At 46.9% G+C, this 15,968-nt stretch carries 15 protein-coding genes; 5 read left to right on the forward strand and 10 right to left on the reverse strand.

Going from position 1 to position 15,968, the window contains the following annotated elements; genetic code table 11:
- The first annotated feature begins 222 nt into the window (after positions 1-222).
- Together ACWQXP_RS07805 and ACWQXP_RS07810 are read left to right on the forward strand one after the other, a co-directional pair.
- Positions 223-1,521, forward strand: a complete 1,299-nt coding sequence (locus ACWQXP_RS07805; protein WP_454062262.1) for a carbohydrate porin — start codon at positions 223-225, stop codon at positions 1,519-1,521.
- Between the two features lie 519 nt (positions 1,522-2,040).
- Complete coding sequence (locus ACWQXP_RS07810) at positions 2,041-2,766, forward strand: PEP-CTERM sorting domain-containing protein (RefSeq protein ID WP_454062263.1); 726 nt, start codon at positions 2,041-2,043, stop codon at positions 2,764-2,766.
- Positions 2,767-2,881: 115 nt separating this feature from the next.
- Here ACWQXP_RS07810 and ACWQXP_RS07815 read toward each other — a convergent pair whose 3' ends face one another.
- Complete coding sequence (locus tag ACWQXP_RS07815; RefSeq protein WP_454062264.1) at positions 2,882-4,015, reverse strand: lactonase family protein; 1,134 nt, start codon at positions 4,013-4,015, stop codon at positions 2,882-2,884.
- Between the two features lie 129 nt (positions 4,016-4,144).
- A complete protein-coding gene (locus ACWQXP_RS07820) occupies positions 4,145-5,008 on the reverse strand; it encodes a PEP-CTERM sorting domain-containing protein (protein WP_454062265.1) in 864 nt (287 codons plus the stop codon).
- A gap of 538 nt (positions 5,009-5,546) precedes the next feature.
- Here ACWQXP_RS07820 and ACWQXP_RS07825 point away from each other — a divergent pair.
- Positions 5,547-6,131 (forward strand): TetR/AcrR family transcriptional regulator, encoded by a 585-nt coding sequence (locus ACWQXP_RS07825; RefSeq protein WP_454062266.1) that lies wholly within the window; start codon positions 5,547-5,549, stop codon positions 6,129-6,131.
- 40 nt (positions 6,132-6,171) lie between these two features.
- Complete coding sequence (locus ACWQXP_RS07830; protein WP_454062267.1) at positions 6,172-6,780, forward strand: TetR/AcrR family transcriptional regulator; 609 nt, start codon at positions 6,172-6,174, stop codon at positions 6,778-6,780.
- Between the two features lie 576 nt (positions 6,781-7,356).
- On the opposite strand, the gene ACWQXP_RS07835 is transcribed toward ACWQXP_RS07830, so the two are convergent.
- The 5 genes from ACWQXP_RS07835 to ACWQXP_RS07855 form a co-directional block, all read right to left on the reverse strand.
- Entirely contained in the window at positions 7,357-7,617 is a 261-nt protein-coding gene (locus ACWQXP_RS07835; RefSeq protein ID WP_454062268.1) for a hypothetical protein, read from the reverse strand.
- A gap of 50 nt (positions 7,618-7,667) precedes the next feature.
- A complete protein-coding gene (locus ACWQXP_RS07840; protein ID WP_454062269.1) occupies positions 7,668-8,231 on the reverse strand; it encodes a hypothetical protein in 564 nt (187 codons plus the stop codon).
- 20 nt (positions 8,232-8,251) lie between these two features.
- The gene (locus tag ACWQXP_RS07845; protein WP_454062270.1) at positions 8,252-8,773 is read right to left on the reverse strand and encodes a two-partner secretion domain-containing protein; all 522 of its coding nucleotides are present in this window, start codon (positions 8,771-8,773) and stop codon (positions 8,252-8,254) included.
- Between the two features lie 211 nt (positions 8,774-8,984).
- Positions 8,985-10,493 carry a glycosyltransferase family 39 protein gene (locus ACWQXP_RS07850; RefSeq protein WP_454062271.1) on the reverse strand — a complete coding sequence of 503 codons (1,509 nt, stop codon included), beginning with the start codon at positions 10,491-10,493 and terminating at the stop codon, positions 8,985-8,987.
- A 160-nt stretch (positions 10,494-10,653) separates the two neighbouring features.
- Positions 10,654-11,919 carry a protoporphyrinogen/coproporphyrinogen oxidase gene (locus ACWQXP_RS07855; RefSeq protein ID WP_454062272.1) on the reverse strand — a complete coding sequence of 422 codons (1,266 nt, stop codon included), beginning with the start codon at positions 11,917-11,919 and terminating at the stop codon, positions 10,654-10,656.
- 271 nt (positions 11,920-12,190) lie between these two features.
- Here ACWQXP_RS07855 and ACWQXP_RS07860 point away from each other — a divergent pair, with 271 nt between their 5' ends.
- Positions 12,191-13,393, forward strand: coding sequence for a substrate-binding domain-containing protein (locus tag ACWQXP_RS07860; protein ID WP_454062273.1), 1,203 nt, complete (start codon positions 12,191-12,193; stop codon positions 13,391-13,393).
- Positions 13,394-13,406: 13 nt separating this feature from the next.
- On the opposite strand, the gene modC is transcribed toward ACWQXP_RS07860, so the two are convergent.
- The 3 genes from modC to modA are packed head-to-tail and all read right to left on the reverse strand — an operon-like array spanning position 13,407 to position 15,880.
- Entirely contained in the window at positions 13,407-14,504 is a 1,098-nt protein-coding gene (modC, locus tag ACWQXP_RS07865) for a molybdenum ABC transporter ATP-binding protein (protein ID WP_454062274.1), read from the reverse strand.
- Positions 14,501-15,178 carry a molybdate ABC transporter permease subunit gene (gene modB, locus ACWQXP_RS07870; RefSeq protein ID WP_454062275.1) on the reverse strand — a complete coding sequence of 226 codons (678 nt, stop codon included), beginning with the start codon at positions 15,176-15,178 and terminating at the stop codon, positions 14,501-14,503. The genes modC and modB overlap by 4 nt, the downstream gene beginning before the upstream one ends.
- Before the next feature lie 27 nt (positions 15,179-15,205).
- Entirely contained in the window at positions 15,206-15,880 is a 675-nt protein-coding gene (gene modA / locus ACWQXP_RS07875) for a molybdate ABC transporter substrate-binding protein (RefSeq protein WP_454062276.1), read from the reverse strand.
- Positions 15,881-15,968 lie beyond the last annotated feature (88 nt).

The raw sequence follows: 15,968 nt of genomic DNA on the forward strand, positions 1-15,968 counted from the left end.
ACTCTATACAATGGTGTGCAAAATCGGAGAATTTCCTGACACGATTCGTGAAATTCTCACTAAGTGTTGTGTTGCTCTAACCATCAAATATCCATCAACACCTTTTAGTTTTTAGTGAAACGTCTCTTGAGCCATCAATACAGTAAAGTTTTGTCAAATCGGCATAAGAGGTCGTTCAACCTCCTCATCATCATACGACCAGTGCTGATACTTGCGGGAGTGATGTGGCCATCACTCTGGTGCATCGCCGATGACCGTTCCCCCATCGACTCGGTTTTGGATACCTGGTCTAACATCGGTTCCCAATTTCAGGCAAACGGCATTCGCATGGAGACCGTGAATACGACAGGCTTAGTCAGTAATGTCTCTGGTGGGATAAGGCAAAGAACTACGATTGTCGGCGATATTGATTTACTGCTCACCGTCAATGCTAGTCGATTAACTGGATGGGAAGATGCCGGAACGTTTTTCGTCTATGGGTTGGGTCTATATGGCAATGATCCCAGTGAAGATGTTGGAGACTTGCAAGGAGTGAGCGCGATTGCCGCGCCCAATACCTGGAAACTGTTCGAGGCCTGGTACCAGCTCCCATTATTCGATGGCCGGGTGTCACTCTTAGCCGGACTCTACGATGTCACTTCCGAGTTCGACGTCATCCGATCATCATCAGAGCTCTTTCTTCAAAGTTCCTTCGGCACCGGTGCCGAATTGGCGCTTGGCGGCGAAAGCGGACTTTCGACATTTCCAACGTCATCACTAGGGCTGCGAGGACAGGTGAATCTCACCAACGACTTCACGCTCCGTGGAGCGGTGATGGATGGTGTGGTTGGCGATCCAAACAATCTTGATGACACACACATCATCCTGCATAAAGATGACGGCCTGTTTCTTACAATGGAATTGGCTTATTACCGTTTTGGAGAATTAGAGCTCCAAGAACGAGCTCAGCAACCCGACCGGCTCCTTCGCCGTCGCCTGACCCGGGCAGCCGCCCTGCAATACGATGGGAAATATGCCGTTGGGACATGGTTGTTTACAAGAGAGTTTGATGATCTTCAGAAAGTCGACTCCTCCGGGACCTCTATCACACGCAATGAAACCTACGGCATATACGCCCTTGCTGAACAAGGGGTGTACCATGAACCCCAGGATCATCATGAAGGCTTGAATGTCTTTGCGCGAGTCGGCTGGGCCGATCCACGAGTGAATCAAGTCGAATGGTATTTGGGAGGAGGGCTCGTCTACACCGGACTTTTTCCAACACGAAATAGTGATCAAACGGGTTTTGGGGTTGCCGCAGCATTGAATGGTGCCAACTTCAAAAGATCTCAACGTCAAGCCAATCAACCTGTGAGTCAGTCCGAAATTGTCCTGGAGTTCACCCATTCCTTTTCGCTTCACCCCGCTCTCAATCTTCAGCCAGACATTCAATATGTCATTAACCCTGGTACTGACCCAACCAGATCAGATGCCCTGGTCATTGGAGGAAGATTAGAAGTTTACGTCGACTGGTTTCAATAGAGAGATAGCCCACACAAAGTAAGACGAGAATCATAGAGCTCGTATCGCATTCGCCCGCCACATTCATCCATTGAAATCCACTACACGTTTCGCGATTTTTTTCACGAGAGTTAAGGGTCTCCAACACTTCTGTGTTATCCAACAACTCGTTAATTCTTCAGTACGATTGAGCAGTATATAACCGAAGCCCTAAAAATGTGTTCTGTAGGTTGTATACATCATTCTTTGAATGCGAGCCGTCTCTTTGGAGCAACGTTTTAGGAGTCCTAACGTCACCTTTTTTTACATTCCTTCTTCCAACTGCAGGTTTTTTCCTTCAGTACATTTGGCCTTCAGTGGCCGTCACGCCCATCGACTTAAACGCACTTACGCATAAAACTCATTTTCGATCAACAGGTTGAATTTCCTAGAGATGCGCTATCATCGACAAGTACAACAATTGCGTTTGTTAATGTTCCTATATCTATACATTTTCCATCACTCATACGAATGGCTTCGCGCCACAGAGGAGGTGGTCTCATGATACGCTCTTTCTCCCTCATCCTATTTTTTCTTGTGACGTTCACTGGTGGGCAGTCTGCACTAGCAACCTCGCTCACAACAATTTTTGGGCCAAACACGACACCCGGAGCTCCACCAGATCCGAGTGTATTGAGAGGCTTGGAGGGCTTTACGACATTCACGGGGGGTGAAACGCTCTTCTTTCAAAATGGGAATTTTTATGTGGGCGGTGCAGGCCCTGCGACAGACAATCCCCTATCAGCTCAAGGGCTAGAAAATTTTGGAGGAGTGCCCCAGGTCAATAACCGGGCATTTGGCGTTGCTGGTCCAGGAACGGCGAATATTAACTTTTTCCCTGGCTTTGTGGACGAGATCACACTCCAGGTTCGTGGAACGGAAGATGGACTTTCGGTGGGACCCACAGCGCCTGGCACCACCTTTCCTAATAGTACACCACTCAGCAATGCCGCAGGCACGCTTGAGGTTTTCACCAACCTGGGACTCCAGGCAACCATTCCCATCGCGAACGCTGATTATTCCCCGTTGACCTTGCAGTTAGGTGGCATGATTAATGGGAACTCATTTCGACAACTGGTCCTCAGTAACAACGGCCCTTCGAACTCCGCCATTGCCCTGGGCGAGTTAACGGTAGCAGCGGTTCCTGAACCATCAACCGTGCTCCTACTCGGCTCAGGCCTTATCGGCTTGGGACTCTGGCGATTACGAGGACATCGTCATAGCTAATTTTGTCTGCTGTTTATTCTGTGAATAAAAAAGCGCCTGCCACTGACTCGTGACAGGCGCTTTTCTTAGGCACTCGTTCAAGGAATGAATTGAACGAATAGGCCTAGCCTATCAGTTAACGGGCGACTAACCCCGTGACACTTCCTGGAACAGGCAACGTTCCTCTTGGTGAAATCGCACCGGTACGATTCACAAAAAATCCCCGAATCTGCCCATCCCCATTATTCAGTGTGACTAAAAATTGATTATTTTGAGTCAGGACGACATCACGGACACCCGTGCCGGTTGAGATGGGGGTATCTTGATTCGCAGGAAAGAAGTACTCGAGGGTGCCATCGAAATTTATTCGATACAATGAAATCGTGCCATCTCCCGTATTCGTAGCATAGCCAATCGTTTGATCACTGGATAAGACGGTCCAACAGGTGGCTGTCCCTTGCTCGATTGAGCCCACTCTGCCGGATACTTCACCGGTTTCACGATCGATGCGGTACGACACGGTCATCCCTGGCCCCCCGTTATTGGCTTCAGTAATATTCACGAAATCTCGATCGCTAAATGAAAAACCAAATGGAGTGGGAATAAACGAGGGACGTTTTTCTGGTCTTCGTTTAGGGGTACCATTGCGTCGCATCACAAACGTCGTCAGGGTATCGGTGGCTTTCTCGGTGATGAGCAACACGGTGCCTGATTTATTAAATCCGACCTGTGCCGGGGCCGTGAGTTGCGTCCGATCTATGATGCGTGTGGAATTGTGAATCGGGACCAGTATTCCGCCTGCTGTAAAGCGGAATCCACTGATATTGTCATATCGCATATGTCGAGGGTCTTGTTCATTCCCGCTTCCTTCATTCAACACGTAGACCAGCGTACCAAACACCGTCACACTGAGCGGCCGAAAACCACCAGAGGTGACCTTATTGACGAACTGCAACCCTGCCGTCTGCAAGCGAAAGCTGGTCAATTCGCCACTCCCGGGACTCACCACAAACATCCAACGATCACTCGCATCCGTCGTTAACGCCGCTTGATTGCCAAGCGGTGTCCCGGTTCCAGTCCCTCCAGTGGGGAAGCGACCAATTTCCGAAAGATTACCTCGACTATTAATGTCAAATGCAATAACATCATTGCCATTCACCTCGTTACTAGCCGTATACACAATGGCTTGCGCCAATCCACTGAACCCAAACGTTGCAATGAGTACAGTTGCACTCATAAGTTTTTTTACGTTGAGTAACACGTTGTTCATGACTACCCTCCTGGTTGATGATGATTTAGTGAATAACCCAAACAATGATCGACGAATATTCACGTGAAAGGCTCCGACAAAAAACGTTCTCATTCTTTGTATTCGTCGACACGAATTAGAAAGTCGGCTTCATTGGCTTGACACACTTTCTAAACATTGCAGTCTCTTGTCTTGTATCGCGGCAGCCTTCAGCCTATTCCGTCTCGCGACCCCGCCTAGTAACAGCAGACCTGTTCCGAACAGAAGCACGGCCGACGGCTCTGGTACGGGAGCCACATTGGAAGGAGTGTCAGTCGAAATATCGTCAATGTTAAACCCCAAAGACGAGTCAATTTGATCTCCAAAGCTGATCAATTGTGCGGTGCTGAATCCCTGATCATTGATTAACCCTAAAAAGAAGACTTCGCCTCCATCGAATAATCGTTGCTCAGGTGTTCCCACATTGAACACGCTGCCTCCCCCAGCTGTGAGCAAAAAATCGTTCGCCAGCGCCGCATCAGGACCTGCGATAACCGACAACCCGAGAGCGCGAATCGGTTCGGTAAAATTCAAGGTCAATTCATCCCCGAACAAGAATTCATTCGAAAACCCATCGTTGACTCCCAGATAGTTCAGCGGTGAGGTGGTGAGAAATTCTGCAGAGACCAGCAAGCCGGTCCTTCCAGGAATATTGTCAACATTGCTCGTAAAGCTAATTCCTTGAAATGGCACTCCATCTTGAATTGACGTACCGGCATCCACATCATCGAAATTGACGACCGAGGTCTGCCCCGACAACGCGCTTTGAAATGCTGAACGATCGGTAAACCCAAACGTCGCAGCGTGGACACCAGCACTGACAGACAGCAACATGAGACCAACGATCACGACCAGAGTCGGCCTTCCTCTTAACCGTTGGTTCAGTGCGATCTTCATGTTTCCTAGCCGTTGAGTATCCCGAACGGCTTTTCGAACGGTTGGCCTATCGGCCCATGGACCCAGACAACGCTTCATGGCACCCTCCTTTGATAATGAGTGGATACTGTGAATAAAAAAGGAGATGAGAAAATCTCCTTGGAAAAGACAGCTCAGGTCAGCAGAATCCAGTTCCTCATTCCTCATGATTTGGAATGAAGATAGTGGAAAGCCGATAATCTTACTTACCAGTAAGTTAATCATTCGCAAACAATTAACTTACTAGTAAGTAAATGTCAAGACGTTACCAAGATTTATTTTTCTAAATATACATGATTTATTATAATTCGATGAATTATCTATACAAAAGCACAATATATTGATGCTCAAAGCGCTATATATACATATATTTGCCAAGACATTATTAAGCATGTATGCTATAAAATAATTACTAACCAGTAATTCTTTATTTAAATGAACACATCTGACTTTTTGGCTTTGATCGCTGCCCCCTGTTCAACATTAGGGGTAGAGTCCAGGTACTGACAGGAACAAAAACTCAGGCTTGAGAAACAAGGCAGAAGGGCTTTCGAGTCAGAGAGCAAACAGGTAACAGCTTGATAAGAATTGGGGTGACATGGCTTCGAAGTTGAGAGACAAGCTAGTCGACACGGCCTTAAAACTCTTTTACGACCAGGGATTTCATGTGGTCAGTGTCGATACAATTTTGGCAGAAGCTGGAATATCGAAACCCACGCTCTATAAATATTTTCGATCTAAAAACGAATTGATTTTGGCTGCCCTTCGTCGGCGTGATGAACAGTCTCGCAATTGGCTCATGCGCGAAATGGAACGCCGCGGCTCTACACCTCGAGAACAACTTCTGGCATTGTTCGATACCCTCGGCGAGTTTTTCCTCACGGAAGAATTTCGCGGCTGCATGTTCATTAATGCCACCGTAGAGTTTCCCCAGCTAGACGACCCCATCCATCAAGCGGCCACAGAACATAAACGGATCTTTGGTCGACATGTTGGAGACCTGGTTGATAAACTTGATGTGTTGACACCTAATGAACTCACCGAGCAATTGCTCATACTGATGGAAGGAGCCGTGATCACCGCCCATGTCAGTCAACCCAAGTCGACCGCTCAGCAGGCCAAGCGATCTGCAGAGATCATGATCGACCACGCACTGCAGGAAGCACAAGCACAACGTCCTTGAAAATAATAACGCGCGTTACGTTAATTGCCACGCCAACACCATGCGGACCACCAACCTAAATCCAACGCCAACACCGAAAGAACGTTTAGTCGAATCAGCCCTTCAACTCTTCTATGAACGGGGGTTTCATGCCACGGGCATCGACATGATTTTAGCAAAGGCGAACGTATCCAAACCGACACTGTACAAATACTTCGATTCAAAGGACGCACTCATTTTGGCCGCACTTCATCGGCGTGATGAATCCGTCAGACAATGGTTCATTACTGAAATTGAACAACGTGCTGCAACCCCAGCTGAACGCATACTGGCATTATTCGATGTGTTGGCGGAATGGTTTCAATCACCAAACTTTCAAGGATGTATGTTTATCAATGCCACCGCCGAATACGCACAACACGATCATCCAGTCCATCAAGCTTCGGCGAAACATAAACGGGTCTTTGGCCAATACATTCTCACGCTGGCCAAAGATGCTGGCCTCGCCAACCCCGATGAACTCACCGCCCAAATCTTGGTACTCATGGAAGGCGCGATCGCTACGGCCCATGTCAGTGGCCCTGGCATCGTCGCTCAACAGGCGCGAAAAACCGTTGAAATTCTGCTCGCTCACTCCGCTGTCTCTTTAGACTATAGCGAACCCAATTAATTTCCAGTTAATGAGGAAAAAGAAAGCCTAGGCGACGATTGTTGTCTGTCTCTCGCAGGGGTGGAGTGGTTGCCAAGGGTGAGAACGATTTGCCTCTGGAGTGCTAATGATAGGTCGTCTAGACTGCGCCTCAAACATCGGAAGGTTATACCCGCGTGGATGTACTAACAATGACTGACGTTTTCTCTCACGTAGTGGATATCAACATTGTACAAGTTGGCGCGTTATCGTTTCGGTATAACTGAAACGACTATAGACCATCGCGCACAAATGACTTCACAATCTTCCTCGCCCGCGATATTGAATCATCACTCACTACCAAAAATTGCAGACTCAATCCCACAATGGTTGGATTAGCCGCGTGCGTATGATGTTGAAAAGTGGCGAAATATTCCTCCCTCTAAGGGGACGGCAAAAACCCAAGATTCACCCAACATATGAAAGGGGACGAGGCACGACTCTGAACCAAAATGACAGAGAAATGAAACAAGAGAATTTGAAGTTACCAATCGAAAGACAGCCTTACTTTGCATCAGCAATACAGACGAACAACGCGAGATAAAAAAGAGTAAATTTTTAAAATGCGCAGGACGGAACTAATAAGGTGAGAGTTTCAGCCTCAGACGGAATCTTCAGACCTAAAGCCATACGGCCTGTTCCCAAGCGTGTTACCTCAGACAGAGGGCTTGAACGACGGCCATCATTTGACTGCACACTCATGCTGGGATGACCTAAAAGCGGACTCAGGAGAAAACCACCTGGCCCCCGCAATGCCTGTCGACTGCGCCTGGTAAAGCTGCTGTAATTTCCACCTTTACGAAAAACAACTTTCTCCATAGAGAGACGAAACCTTTATCAGCTCATCTGGCAACGGAACAATGGTGCCACTAAGATTCTGGATTGGGGACGAAATACTCATGAATGTTACCCGCTTGACCTGACCCATGCGTATTACTCGTGATGCGAGAGTTATGAGTGAGGACAATGTCCTTTTTTGTGTGAATGTCGATCCCGATTGGATTCCCATTACCATTTCTCGTATTCACAGAAATTTCTGAATCATCCATCACAAGGCGTCCACTCCGAATGACCACTGCACCCCCGCGAACTCCATTCGTTGTTATGGCCGCTTCGTCGGATAGAATGATTTCCCCGTAGTGCTCAATCGTGCTCGCCTCAAACTCTTGCATATCAACAGGAACCTCGGACGACGACTTGATGCTCACAACATGAATCAAGCCCCCTTCTGCTGAAAGGCTTGCAGAATGAGAATCATTTCCTATACCACGGGATTTCAAAATAATGTCTCCCCCAACTACCGAAATAGTTTCTCCTTCAGACACCTGAAAATCTGCGCCTTCAAATACGAGAGACTCAGGCGACGTATTCGTAAATCCAAAGGTTGTTGGGTTATTTAAAAACCCAAAACCTTTAAGAGGAGCAGCCGTCAAAATACTGTCAAGGTTACGATCTAATGAGGCATCGGCATAGAACGTGGCTCGTCTTCAAATCTAAGAAAGTCGGCGGTACTGACGTGAAACGAACCTGTAAGATCAAGCTTAGCTTCTGCCCCGAAAATGACACCGGCTGGATTCAAGAAAAACATATTGGTCCCTTCAATGCTTGAGCGAAGGGTCCCATCTATACTCGAGGGCACCCCGCCTGTCACACGACTTAGAATATTGACAATCGTCGCAGGACCATTGAAACTCGCGATTTGACCCGTGCCTAGGTCAAACTGGCTGAAGCTATGAAATTGATTTTGGCCTCTGACCGTTCCTGCTTCTATAGAATGGACATCACCTATTTGAGTCACGACGGTATTAAATGGGAGACTCGAATCGAGAGTGATCGTTGTGGCTACCTGAGCTACAACGAATGCTGGCAGGACCATTGAGAAAAACACTACGCCTAGAATACAAAAAGAGACTAATGGTGAATACAAACGGCCCAACTTCTGAGTCAACTGTCGGAGAGGCGACCTACGTACCATTCCATTTCATCGCATCATGAGATTTGTCGGGGGTGGATGCTCTCCTCTACTTCATGTCATCGACGATAATGTAAGTGAAAGCAAAAGTAAACAGACTAACTGACAACTGATCCTGATAAAATCTCTGGAAGAGCACTACAGTTCAATTTTGTGAATAGAAAATGCTGAGCTATACGAATGAGAACGACATTGACAAATGAAACGATGGCATTCAAATTCTTGGACTGTCCTTCCCGACCTCATACAAAATCAATTTAATTCCACTTGAATGAAACGTAAGACCCGAGATGTAGTGTTCATCAAAATGCTGCTCTAACGGTCCCTTCGGTCTGTCATTTTTCGTATGACGAGAGAACACCCAAAAACGATTGCGTCCAGCGATGATTTCTCTCAATTCCATTGGTAGTTTTTTGGAGGTCAGTACTTTGTCTTTGGTCCGAAATGGTCTGATGCCCATGAGCCGGGGAGCTGGAAGGTAATGAAACAGGTTCGCCGTCATATGTGGAGTCATGCAGATAACGACATCCCCCTTCACAACATGTTCGTTCAAAAAATGCGCGGCTCCTCTATTGTCTTCGCGGTGATAGCGCGGATCAAAATAATAATTCTGTATCGAAAGACCACTGACCGCAATAAGCACACCGACACAAAACAATCGAACAGACCGCCAACGAACTGACTGTATACCCATTGCCAGAAACACGAGAAATGGTAGCAACGATGGCATAACGTAGCGTTCGTAAAACGGACGGTAGGTAACAATCGCGGCAAGACTCATAAAGATAATAGGTAAGAAAAAGAAGAGCACCCATACAAGACATTGCCGTTTCTGGGACAGCCAAAGTTTTTTTACGCCAGACCACGCGAGACCTGACGTCAACAGGATAATAGGCACGATAGACATCATATTCAATGCGATCGTTCGTAGGTTTTCTGTGAACTGTAAAGAACGAAGATCTGGTCCTAGAGAATATCCAGTTGAAAACAACCAAAGGATATTCAGATACGACAAGGGATCGAATCGTTGTTCAATTTTCCCGCTGACTTGAATACTATAGGTCCAATAGAGGGCAGGTAGCAGAAGTAAGCCCATGCTAAGGAATGTCGGTATCCAAGACGGCCATTCATCTAGAGGACGAGTAATAAGAATGTAGAGCACTAAGAATAGAAGAAACGGAATGGCTGCGGCATGACAGAGGAAGGTTAAAACCGCAACCATGACGAAAAATACTTTGAGAGTCAGTCTATCTTGATGATCAATACACCGCTGAAGCAGGAACACGGCTAACACACACAAAAACAAAAACATGGTGTAGGGTCTAGCTTCTTGGCTATAAAAAATGTGAAACGGCGAGATCGTCAAAAGCAATGTTGCCCACAAACCCGTCTGATCTCCAAAGGTATGGCGAACGGTATGATAAAACAGTGGAAGCGTGAGAGATCCGCATAGAAAGGCTGGTATCCGTAATGAAGTCTCTAGATCACTCCAATACAAAAAGGCGTGGGTGACAAGGTAATACAAAGGCAAAACATTCGTTTGCACGTCTGTTTGAAAGAGCACATGAGAGAGGGAACCATTCGAACTTAAATAGGTCAGAATTTCATCATGCCAAAGACTTTGATACCCCAACCGATACGCTCGCAATCCCGTCCCCATGATGGTAATGACAACGAGCAGAACGAATGAATTTCTTTTTCCTGAAGTGAGACGAGCTAGCATCAAAGCACAAACATTAGAAGAAACGATGGGAAGAGGAGTTCAATGAAACCGGCATACACACATGCATAACCCTCAATGGACGTACAGGCATGGCTGCTGACTCGGCTAGGTAGGGCATGCTCCAAATGATCATGGGGTTCAATAGATTTCTGATAATTTGTTATCTTTGAAATTTCTGCACCAGTGTATCACGAAGATTGAGAGCGGATTCAAAATTTTCATCGATATCCATGTGTGTAAACACCGCATTTCTTCCTGTGAAATAAAGATTCGAATATCCTTCAAGAGCGGCCTTGGCAACCGTTAGTTGCTCTTCATACTGTCGATTATAAATAGGATACCCAAACGGTTCGTCCAACAGGAGTGCATCGATCACTCTTCCCTTTCGAATGAAATTCACGTTATCAAGGTCTTGAATAACTCGTTCAATAATCTGTTCTCTCGGGTAATCCATCGTCATTTCTGCACACAGAACCGTCTTGTTTTCCGGTATGCCATAATCTGAAAAATTTTTAAACTCTGACACTCGGTTCATTAAGAAATTCTTGTGCGCAAAATAGACCCAATGATTTTGAGAGACTTGCGGCTGATCCAGCAACAAATAGACAAGTGAGACAGGTTGAAATTTCAATCGAATGGGAATGTTCAATAATTGCATGAATACGGTAAGAGGTAGTGTAGAAACCACGGCATCGAATTCCTCAGTTCGTTCTCCATCTTCTGTTTCATAGGTGATCGCCACTATCTGATTGCCTACAACATGAAGAGCCTTAACCGATGTGGACAAACGCACATCCTTTTGGATGTCCTGGTAGAATCGCTGACAAAACGCTCCGTACCCCCCTTCTTTGGGATAATAAAAGTGACGAAAATACGTTTTGCTATTTCGTTTAATCATATCGAGAATCCCAGAGACACGAATTTTCTGAGTCGCCCATGTCGTTGAAATTTCGTTTGCCGATATGCCAAATAATTTTTCCGTGTAAGGTCGAAAGAAAAACTCGGTCAATGACTGACCATAATGCTGCAATGCAAACGAATCAAAAGAGGCCGCCGCGACACCAGACGTTGACTCGCGGGTAAAATAATCCCAGATGAAAGACAGACCGGGATTTGGAAAAAATTTTATGGCTAACTCCAATGGGTTGACTGGATCAGTGATCCATTTGCCATCAATGAAAATCTTGCTTTGCCTGATGTTTCGAACAAGAGGAACCAGAGAGGAGAATGTTTTTAATGTGGCTTGGTTCGTCGTATAGAATCGGTGTGCGGCAATATCGCAGTGAAACCCATGCCATCGAAAAGAGCGTGCCAATCCACCACAACTCGATTGGTGTTCAAAAATTGTTGACGACCAACCGAATTGCCTCAATAGCCACCCGACACTGAGTCCAGAGATTCCACCACCCAGTATCGCGATTTTCATAACTGAACCTGACAGTGAACTTGAGAATCGACCATGATTGCCTCAAAACACAAAAGACGGTGATGATAACATACTTGCCCTTCACGGAGACCAAGCGGACATGACACCCATGAATGAAAACCATTCTCCTGCAATGCCACTCTCTTCTTAATTCTTTCTACAGCACATCCTCAGGGAATCATGGTCACACTTTCAAGTGACATCAATTCCGAATCCTTCCACCTCTATACTTTTGCCTAATGGTTGGGTAGCATGCCAGCAAAGAATTGACATGAATAAAAAACAACGACACACAAATCCCACTAAGCCGCATGCGATACCAGGGACAGAAGACCCTATCAAGAATAGGATCTTAACCATGCGGAAAGCCAAAGGATTTTCACAAATTGAACTGGCCAATCGTGTCGGACTGACTCGCCAGGCCATGCACGCAATTGAACAGAACCAGTATCTCCCCAACACGTCGATGGCCCTACAATTAGCGCGAGCCCTAGAATGTACGGTTGAAGACCTCTTCTCCCTTTCACCGGATGGACAGAAAATTGAAGCAGAGTTATTGGGAACCAGACCAGTCGAAGGACAACCTTTACGGGTGAACATCTCGCAAGTCGGTACCCGTATCCTTGCCAGGCCCTTATCACAATTGGGAGATATGCTGAATTACGTCGTCCCCGCCGATGGAATCGTCACAGGAGACATTCCGCCCTCAAAAAACAATCGTCAGGCTTCTCGAGTGCACGTCAATCTTCTCCATGATCATGAACACATCAAGCAGAACATCGTGATAGCCGGCTGTGACCCTTCGCTGTTTTTAGCAGGAGAACATGTTCGTCACCATCATGCCTTCGCTGGGGTGACGAATTGGACGATGGGAAGCACCAATGCCGTCAAGGCACTCCTTCAAGATGAAGTCCATATGGCAGGCGTACATTTAGTGGATGCCCAATCCGGCGAAAGCAATCTTCCGTTTTTAAAGCAACATGTCCGAGGAACAGATTTTGTTGGCGTGCGCTTCGCCTCCTGGGCTCAAGGATTCTTAGTGCGCACAGATAATCCAAAACACATTCGAGGTGTTGATGATTTAGCAAAACGCGGGCTTCAATTGGTCAATCGAGAAACAGGTTCTGGGGCCAGAATTTTATTGGATGCTGTCCTGAAAAAAGCCGGGATTCCTGGCAAACAAGTCAAAGGCTATGAGCACGAAGTCCCTTCGCACCTGGAAGTCGCACGGCATATTCGGGATGGACTCGCCGACATTGGAATCGGTGTGGAATCGGCGGCTCGACAGTACGGGCTCACATTCATCCCCTTACGCGAAGAACAGTATGATCTCATACTACGAAAAGATATATTGGCCTCCCATCCCACGATCAGTCGTCTCTTCGATGCCATCGTCAGTCGTCCGTTTCGACAAGAATTACTCGCTCTTGGCGGGTATGATCTTTCAGAAATTGGAAAATCCCTGAACTGGTAATAGACATCCAACGCTACACATCATGTTCGTGACTAAAGGACACCGCTTTAATTTGAGCATAGACCTGTTGTCCTGCATGAAGGTTTAACGTCACAAGCGACTTTCGCGTAATCGTCGCAAGCAGCGGCACCCCAACATCTAATTGAATATCAACAAACGGATGATTCACATCAATGGTTCCAATATCGGTAACTGTGGCTTCAAGGATATTCAGCACGCTACTTTGAAACGTCGGAGCTCGTGCGACAATACTCACATCCCGTGAAAGTATTTGCACCCGCAAGCGATTGCCGATCGACTGCGCTTGATGTGGAACGTACAAATGCCGTCCTTCAAACATCAGTTTCGTCAATCCAAATTCCCTATCTTGAGCTGCAACCGTGCTATCGATGACCGCTCCAATATGACTTTCTTCCATAAAGGATCGTGAATCAACTTGCGCAAACACTTCACCTAACGGACCGACGCCTGTCACTTTCCCCTCTTTCAGCATGACCAACGTCGTGGCTAATTGCAGCACTTCCCGTAGTGAATGACTCACATAAATAATAGGGATTCGTAATTCCACATCCAACCGTTGAATAAACAGAAGAATTTCTCGTTTTCGTTTGAGATCGAGTGAACTGATCGGCTCATCCATGAGTAGGAGTTCAGGGCTTGTCAGTAAAGCCCGACCAATGGTCACACGCTGTTGTTCTCCTCCAGAGAGATTGTGTGGACGCCGAGTTAATAACTTTCCAAGGTCAAGGATGTCGACGATTTGTTCAAATGATAATTTCCGTTGTTCACTGGGTATACGCTTTAGTCCGTACACTAGATTTGATTGAACAGATAAATGGGGAAATAACCGTGGCTCTTGAAACACATAGCCAATCGAACGTTGTGAAATCGGCAAAAATACTCCTTGGGTTTCATCTTGCCATACGGCTTGACGAAACCGGAGTAACCCGCAAGGCGATCGCTCCAATCCTGCGAGACAGCGAAGCAACGTCGTCTTACCGCATCCCGACGGTCCAAAGATGGCCGTGACTCCGGTGACAGGAATCTCCAGTTTTGCTTGAAGATGAAAGCCAGGATACCGGACATCGAATTCGGCAGCGAGAGTACTCATGAGACATGAAGAGGTAAGCGTCGGTTTACAGTATAAACAATCGTGAGAATGACGAAAGAAAAAATGAGAAGAACGGCAGACAGGATGTGCGCTTGGGTATATTCCAGGACTTCAACATGATCATAAATGGCAATGGACAGAACTTTTGTCACACCAGGAATATTTCCACCCACCATCAGCACGACCCCGAACTCACCAAGCGTGTGGGCAAAGCCTAAAACCACTGCACTCAGAAACCCTCGAATGGCCATCGGAGATGCCACAGTGAAAAAGGCATCCAACTTTGAGGCTCCCAACGCCCACGCGGCCTCTAACGGCTTTCTCCCGACAGACTCAAAGGCGCCATGTAACGGCTGAACCACAAACGGCAACGAGTAGAATGCGGAGGCAATGACAAGTCCGGTAAACGTAAAGGAAAGCGATGATCCCGTCAGATCTTTCCATGGTCCGCCAATCGGACCATGTGGTCCAAGCGCGACCAGCAAATAAAACCCAAGAACGGTCGGTGGTAACACAATCGGCAACGCCACAACCGCTTCCACGAACGTCCTGAAGCGAGACTTCGTAAACGCCAACCACCAGGCCAAAGGAGTCCCGACGATAAGCAACACCACAACGGTCACTCCCGCCAGCTGCATGGTCAACCACAACGGTCCCCAATCCATGGGTGTCATACTTTATCTATTACGGCTTGAATGAATTTATTCCACGCCATACCCAAACCTCTCGATGATGACTTTGGCCTCCGGCCCTTTGACATAGGCCAAAAAATCTCGAGCCGCCTTGTGACCTCGAGCATGAACCAGGAGTACCGCCTGTTGATACAATGGATCATACAGGCTCAACGGAACATCCCAACGACTTCCAACTCCATTAATTTTTGGATCTAAGACTTGAGACAGTGCCACAAGCCCCAGATCCGCATTGCGTGAATACACAAATTGAAACGTTTGGCTAATATTTTCTCCCTGAACAATCTGTCCCTCTAATGCAGGCCAAAGGCCTAATTGCTCAAGCGTATGTTTGGCTGCCGCACCATATGGTGCGGTCTTGGGATTGGCTATAGCCACATGCTTGAAAGGTTCTTGAGTAAGAACCGTCTTCCCATCCCCCTTAACCAAATTGGAATCAGCACTCCACAACGTTAGACGTCCTACAGCATACGTAAATCGACTATTCTGAACAGCTAGTCCTTTTTCTTCCATTAGCTTTGGACGTTCAACGTCCGCAGAAAAGAACACATCGAAGGGTGCACCATGTTGAATTTGCGCATAGAGCTTTCCACTCGACCCTGAACTGACGACCGCGACATGTCCCGTGTCACGTTCAAAATTCGTGGCAATTTCATTCAGCGTCGCCAAAAAATTTGAAGCCACGGCAATCCGCACCTTTTCTGCCCAGACAGCAGATGTGGGAAAAAATACCAAACAGAAAAGAATGCAAACACTCGTAGACAGTCTGCTC

It is taken from the genome of Candidatus Nitrospira salsa (genome assembly GCF_965152625.1).

Coding starts and splice junctions, on each gene's coding strand:
- ACWQXP_RS07805 (WP_454062262.1), top strand. CDS start 223: ATGTGGCCATCACTCTGGTGCATCGCCGATGACCGTTCCCCCATCGAC.
- ACWQXP_RS07810 (WP_454062263.1), top strand. CDS start 2,041: ATGATACGCTCTTTCTCCCTCATCCTATTTTTTCTTGTGACGTTCACT.
- ACWQXP_RS07815 (WP_454062264.1), bottom strand. CDS start 4,015: ATGAACAACGTGTTACTCAACGTAAAAAAACTTATGAGTGCAACTGTA.
- ACWQXP_RS07820 (WP_454062265.1), bottom strand. CDS start 5,008: ATGAAGCGTTGTCTGGGTCCATGGGCCGATAGGCCAACCGTTCGAAAA.
- ACWQXP_RS07825 (WP_454062266.1), top strand. CDS start 5,547: ATGGCTTCGAAGTTGAGAGACAAGCTAGTCGACACGGCCTTAAAACTC.
- ACWQXP_RS07830 (WP_454062267.1), top strand. CDS start 6,172: ATGCGGACCACCAACCTAAATCCAACGCCAACACCGAAAGAACGTTTA.
- ACWQXP_RS07835 (WP_454062268.1), bottom strand. CDS start 7,617: ATGGAGAAAGTTGTTTTTCGTAAAGGTGGAAATTACAGCAGCTTTACC.
- ACWQXP_RS07845 (WP_454062270.1), bottom strand. CDS start 8,773: ATGGTACGTAGGTCGCCTCTCCGACAGTTGACTCAGAAGTTGGGCCGT.
- ACWQXP_RS07850 (WP_454062271.1), bottom strand. CDS start 10,493: ATGCTAGCTCGTCTCACTTCAGGAAAAAGAAATTCATTCGTTCTGCTC.
- ACWQXP_RS07855 (WP_454062272.1), bottom strand. CDS start 11,919: ATGAAAATCGCGATACTGGGTGGTGGAATCTCTGGACTCAGTGTCGGG.
- ACWQXP_RS07860 (WP_454062273.1), top strand. CDS start 12,191: ATGAATAAAAAACAACGACACACAAATCCCACTAAGCCGCATGCGATA.
- modC (WP_454062274.1), bottom strand. CDS start 14,504: ATGAGTACTCTCGCTGCCGAATTCGATGTCCGGTATCCTGGCTTTCAT.
- modB (WP_454062275.1), bottom strand. CDS start 15,178: ATGACACCCATGGATTGGGGACCGTTGTGGTTGACCATGCAGCTGGCG.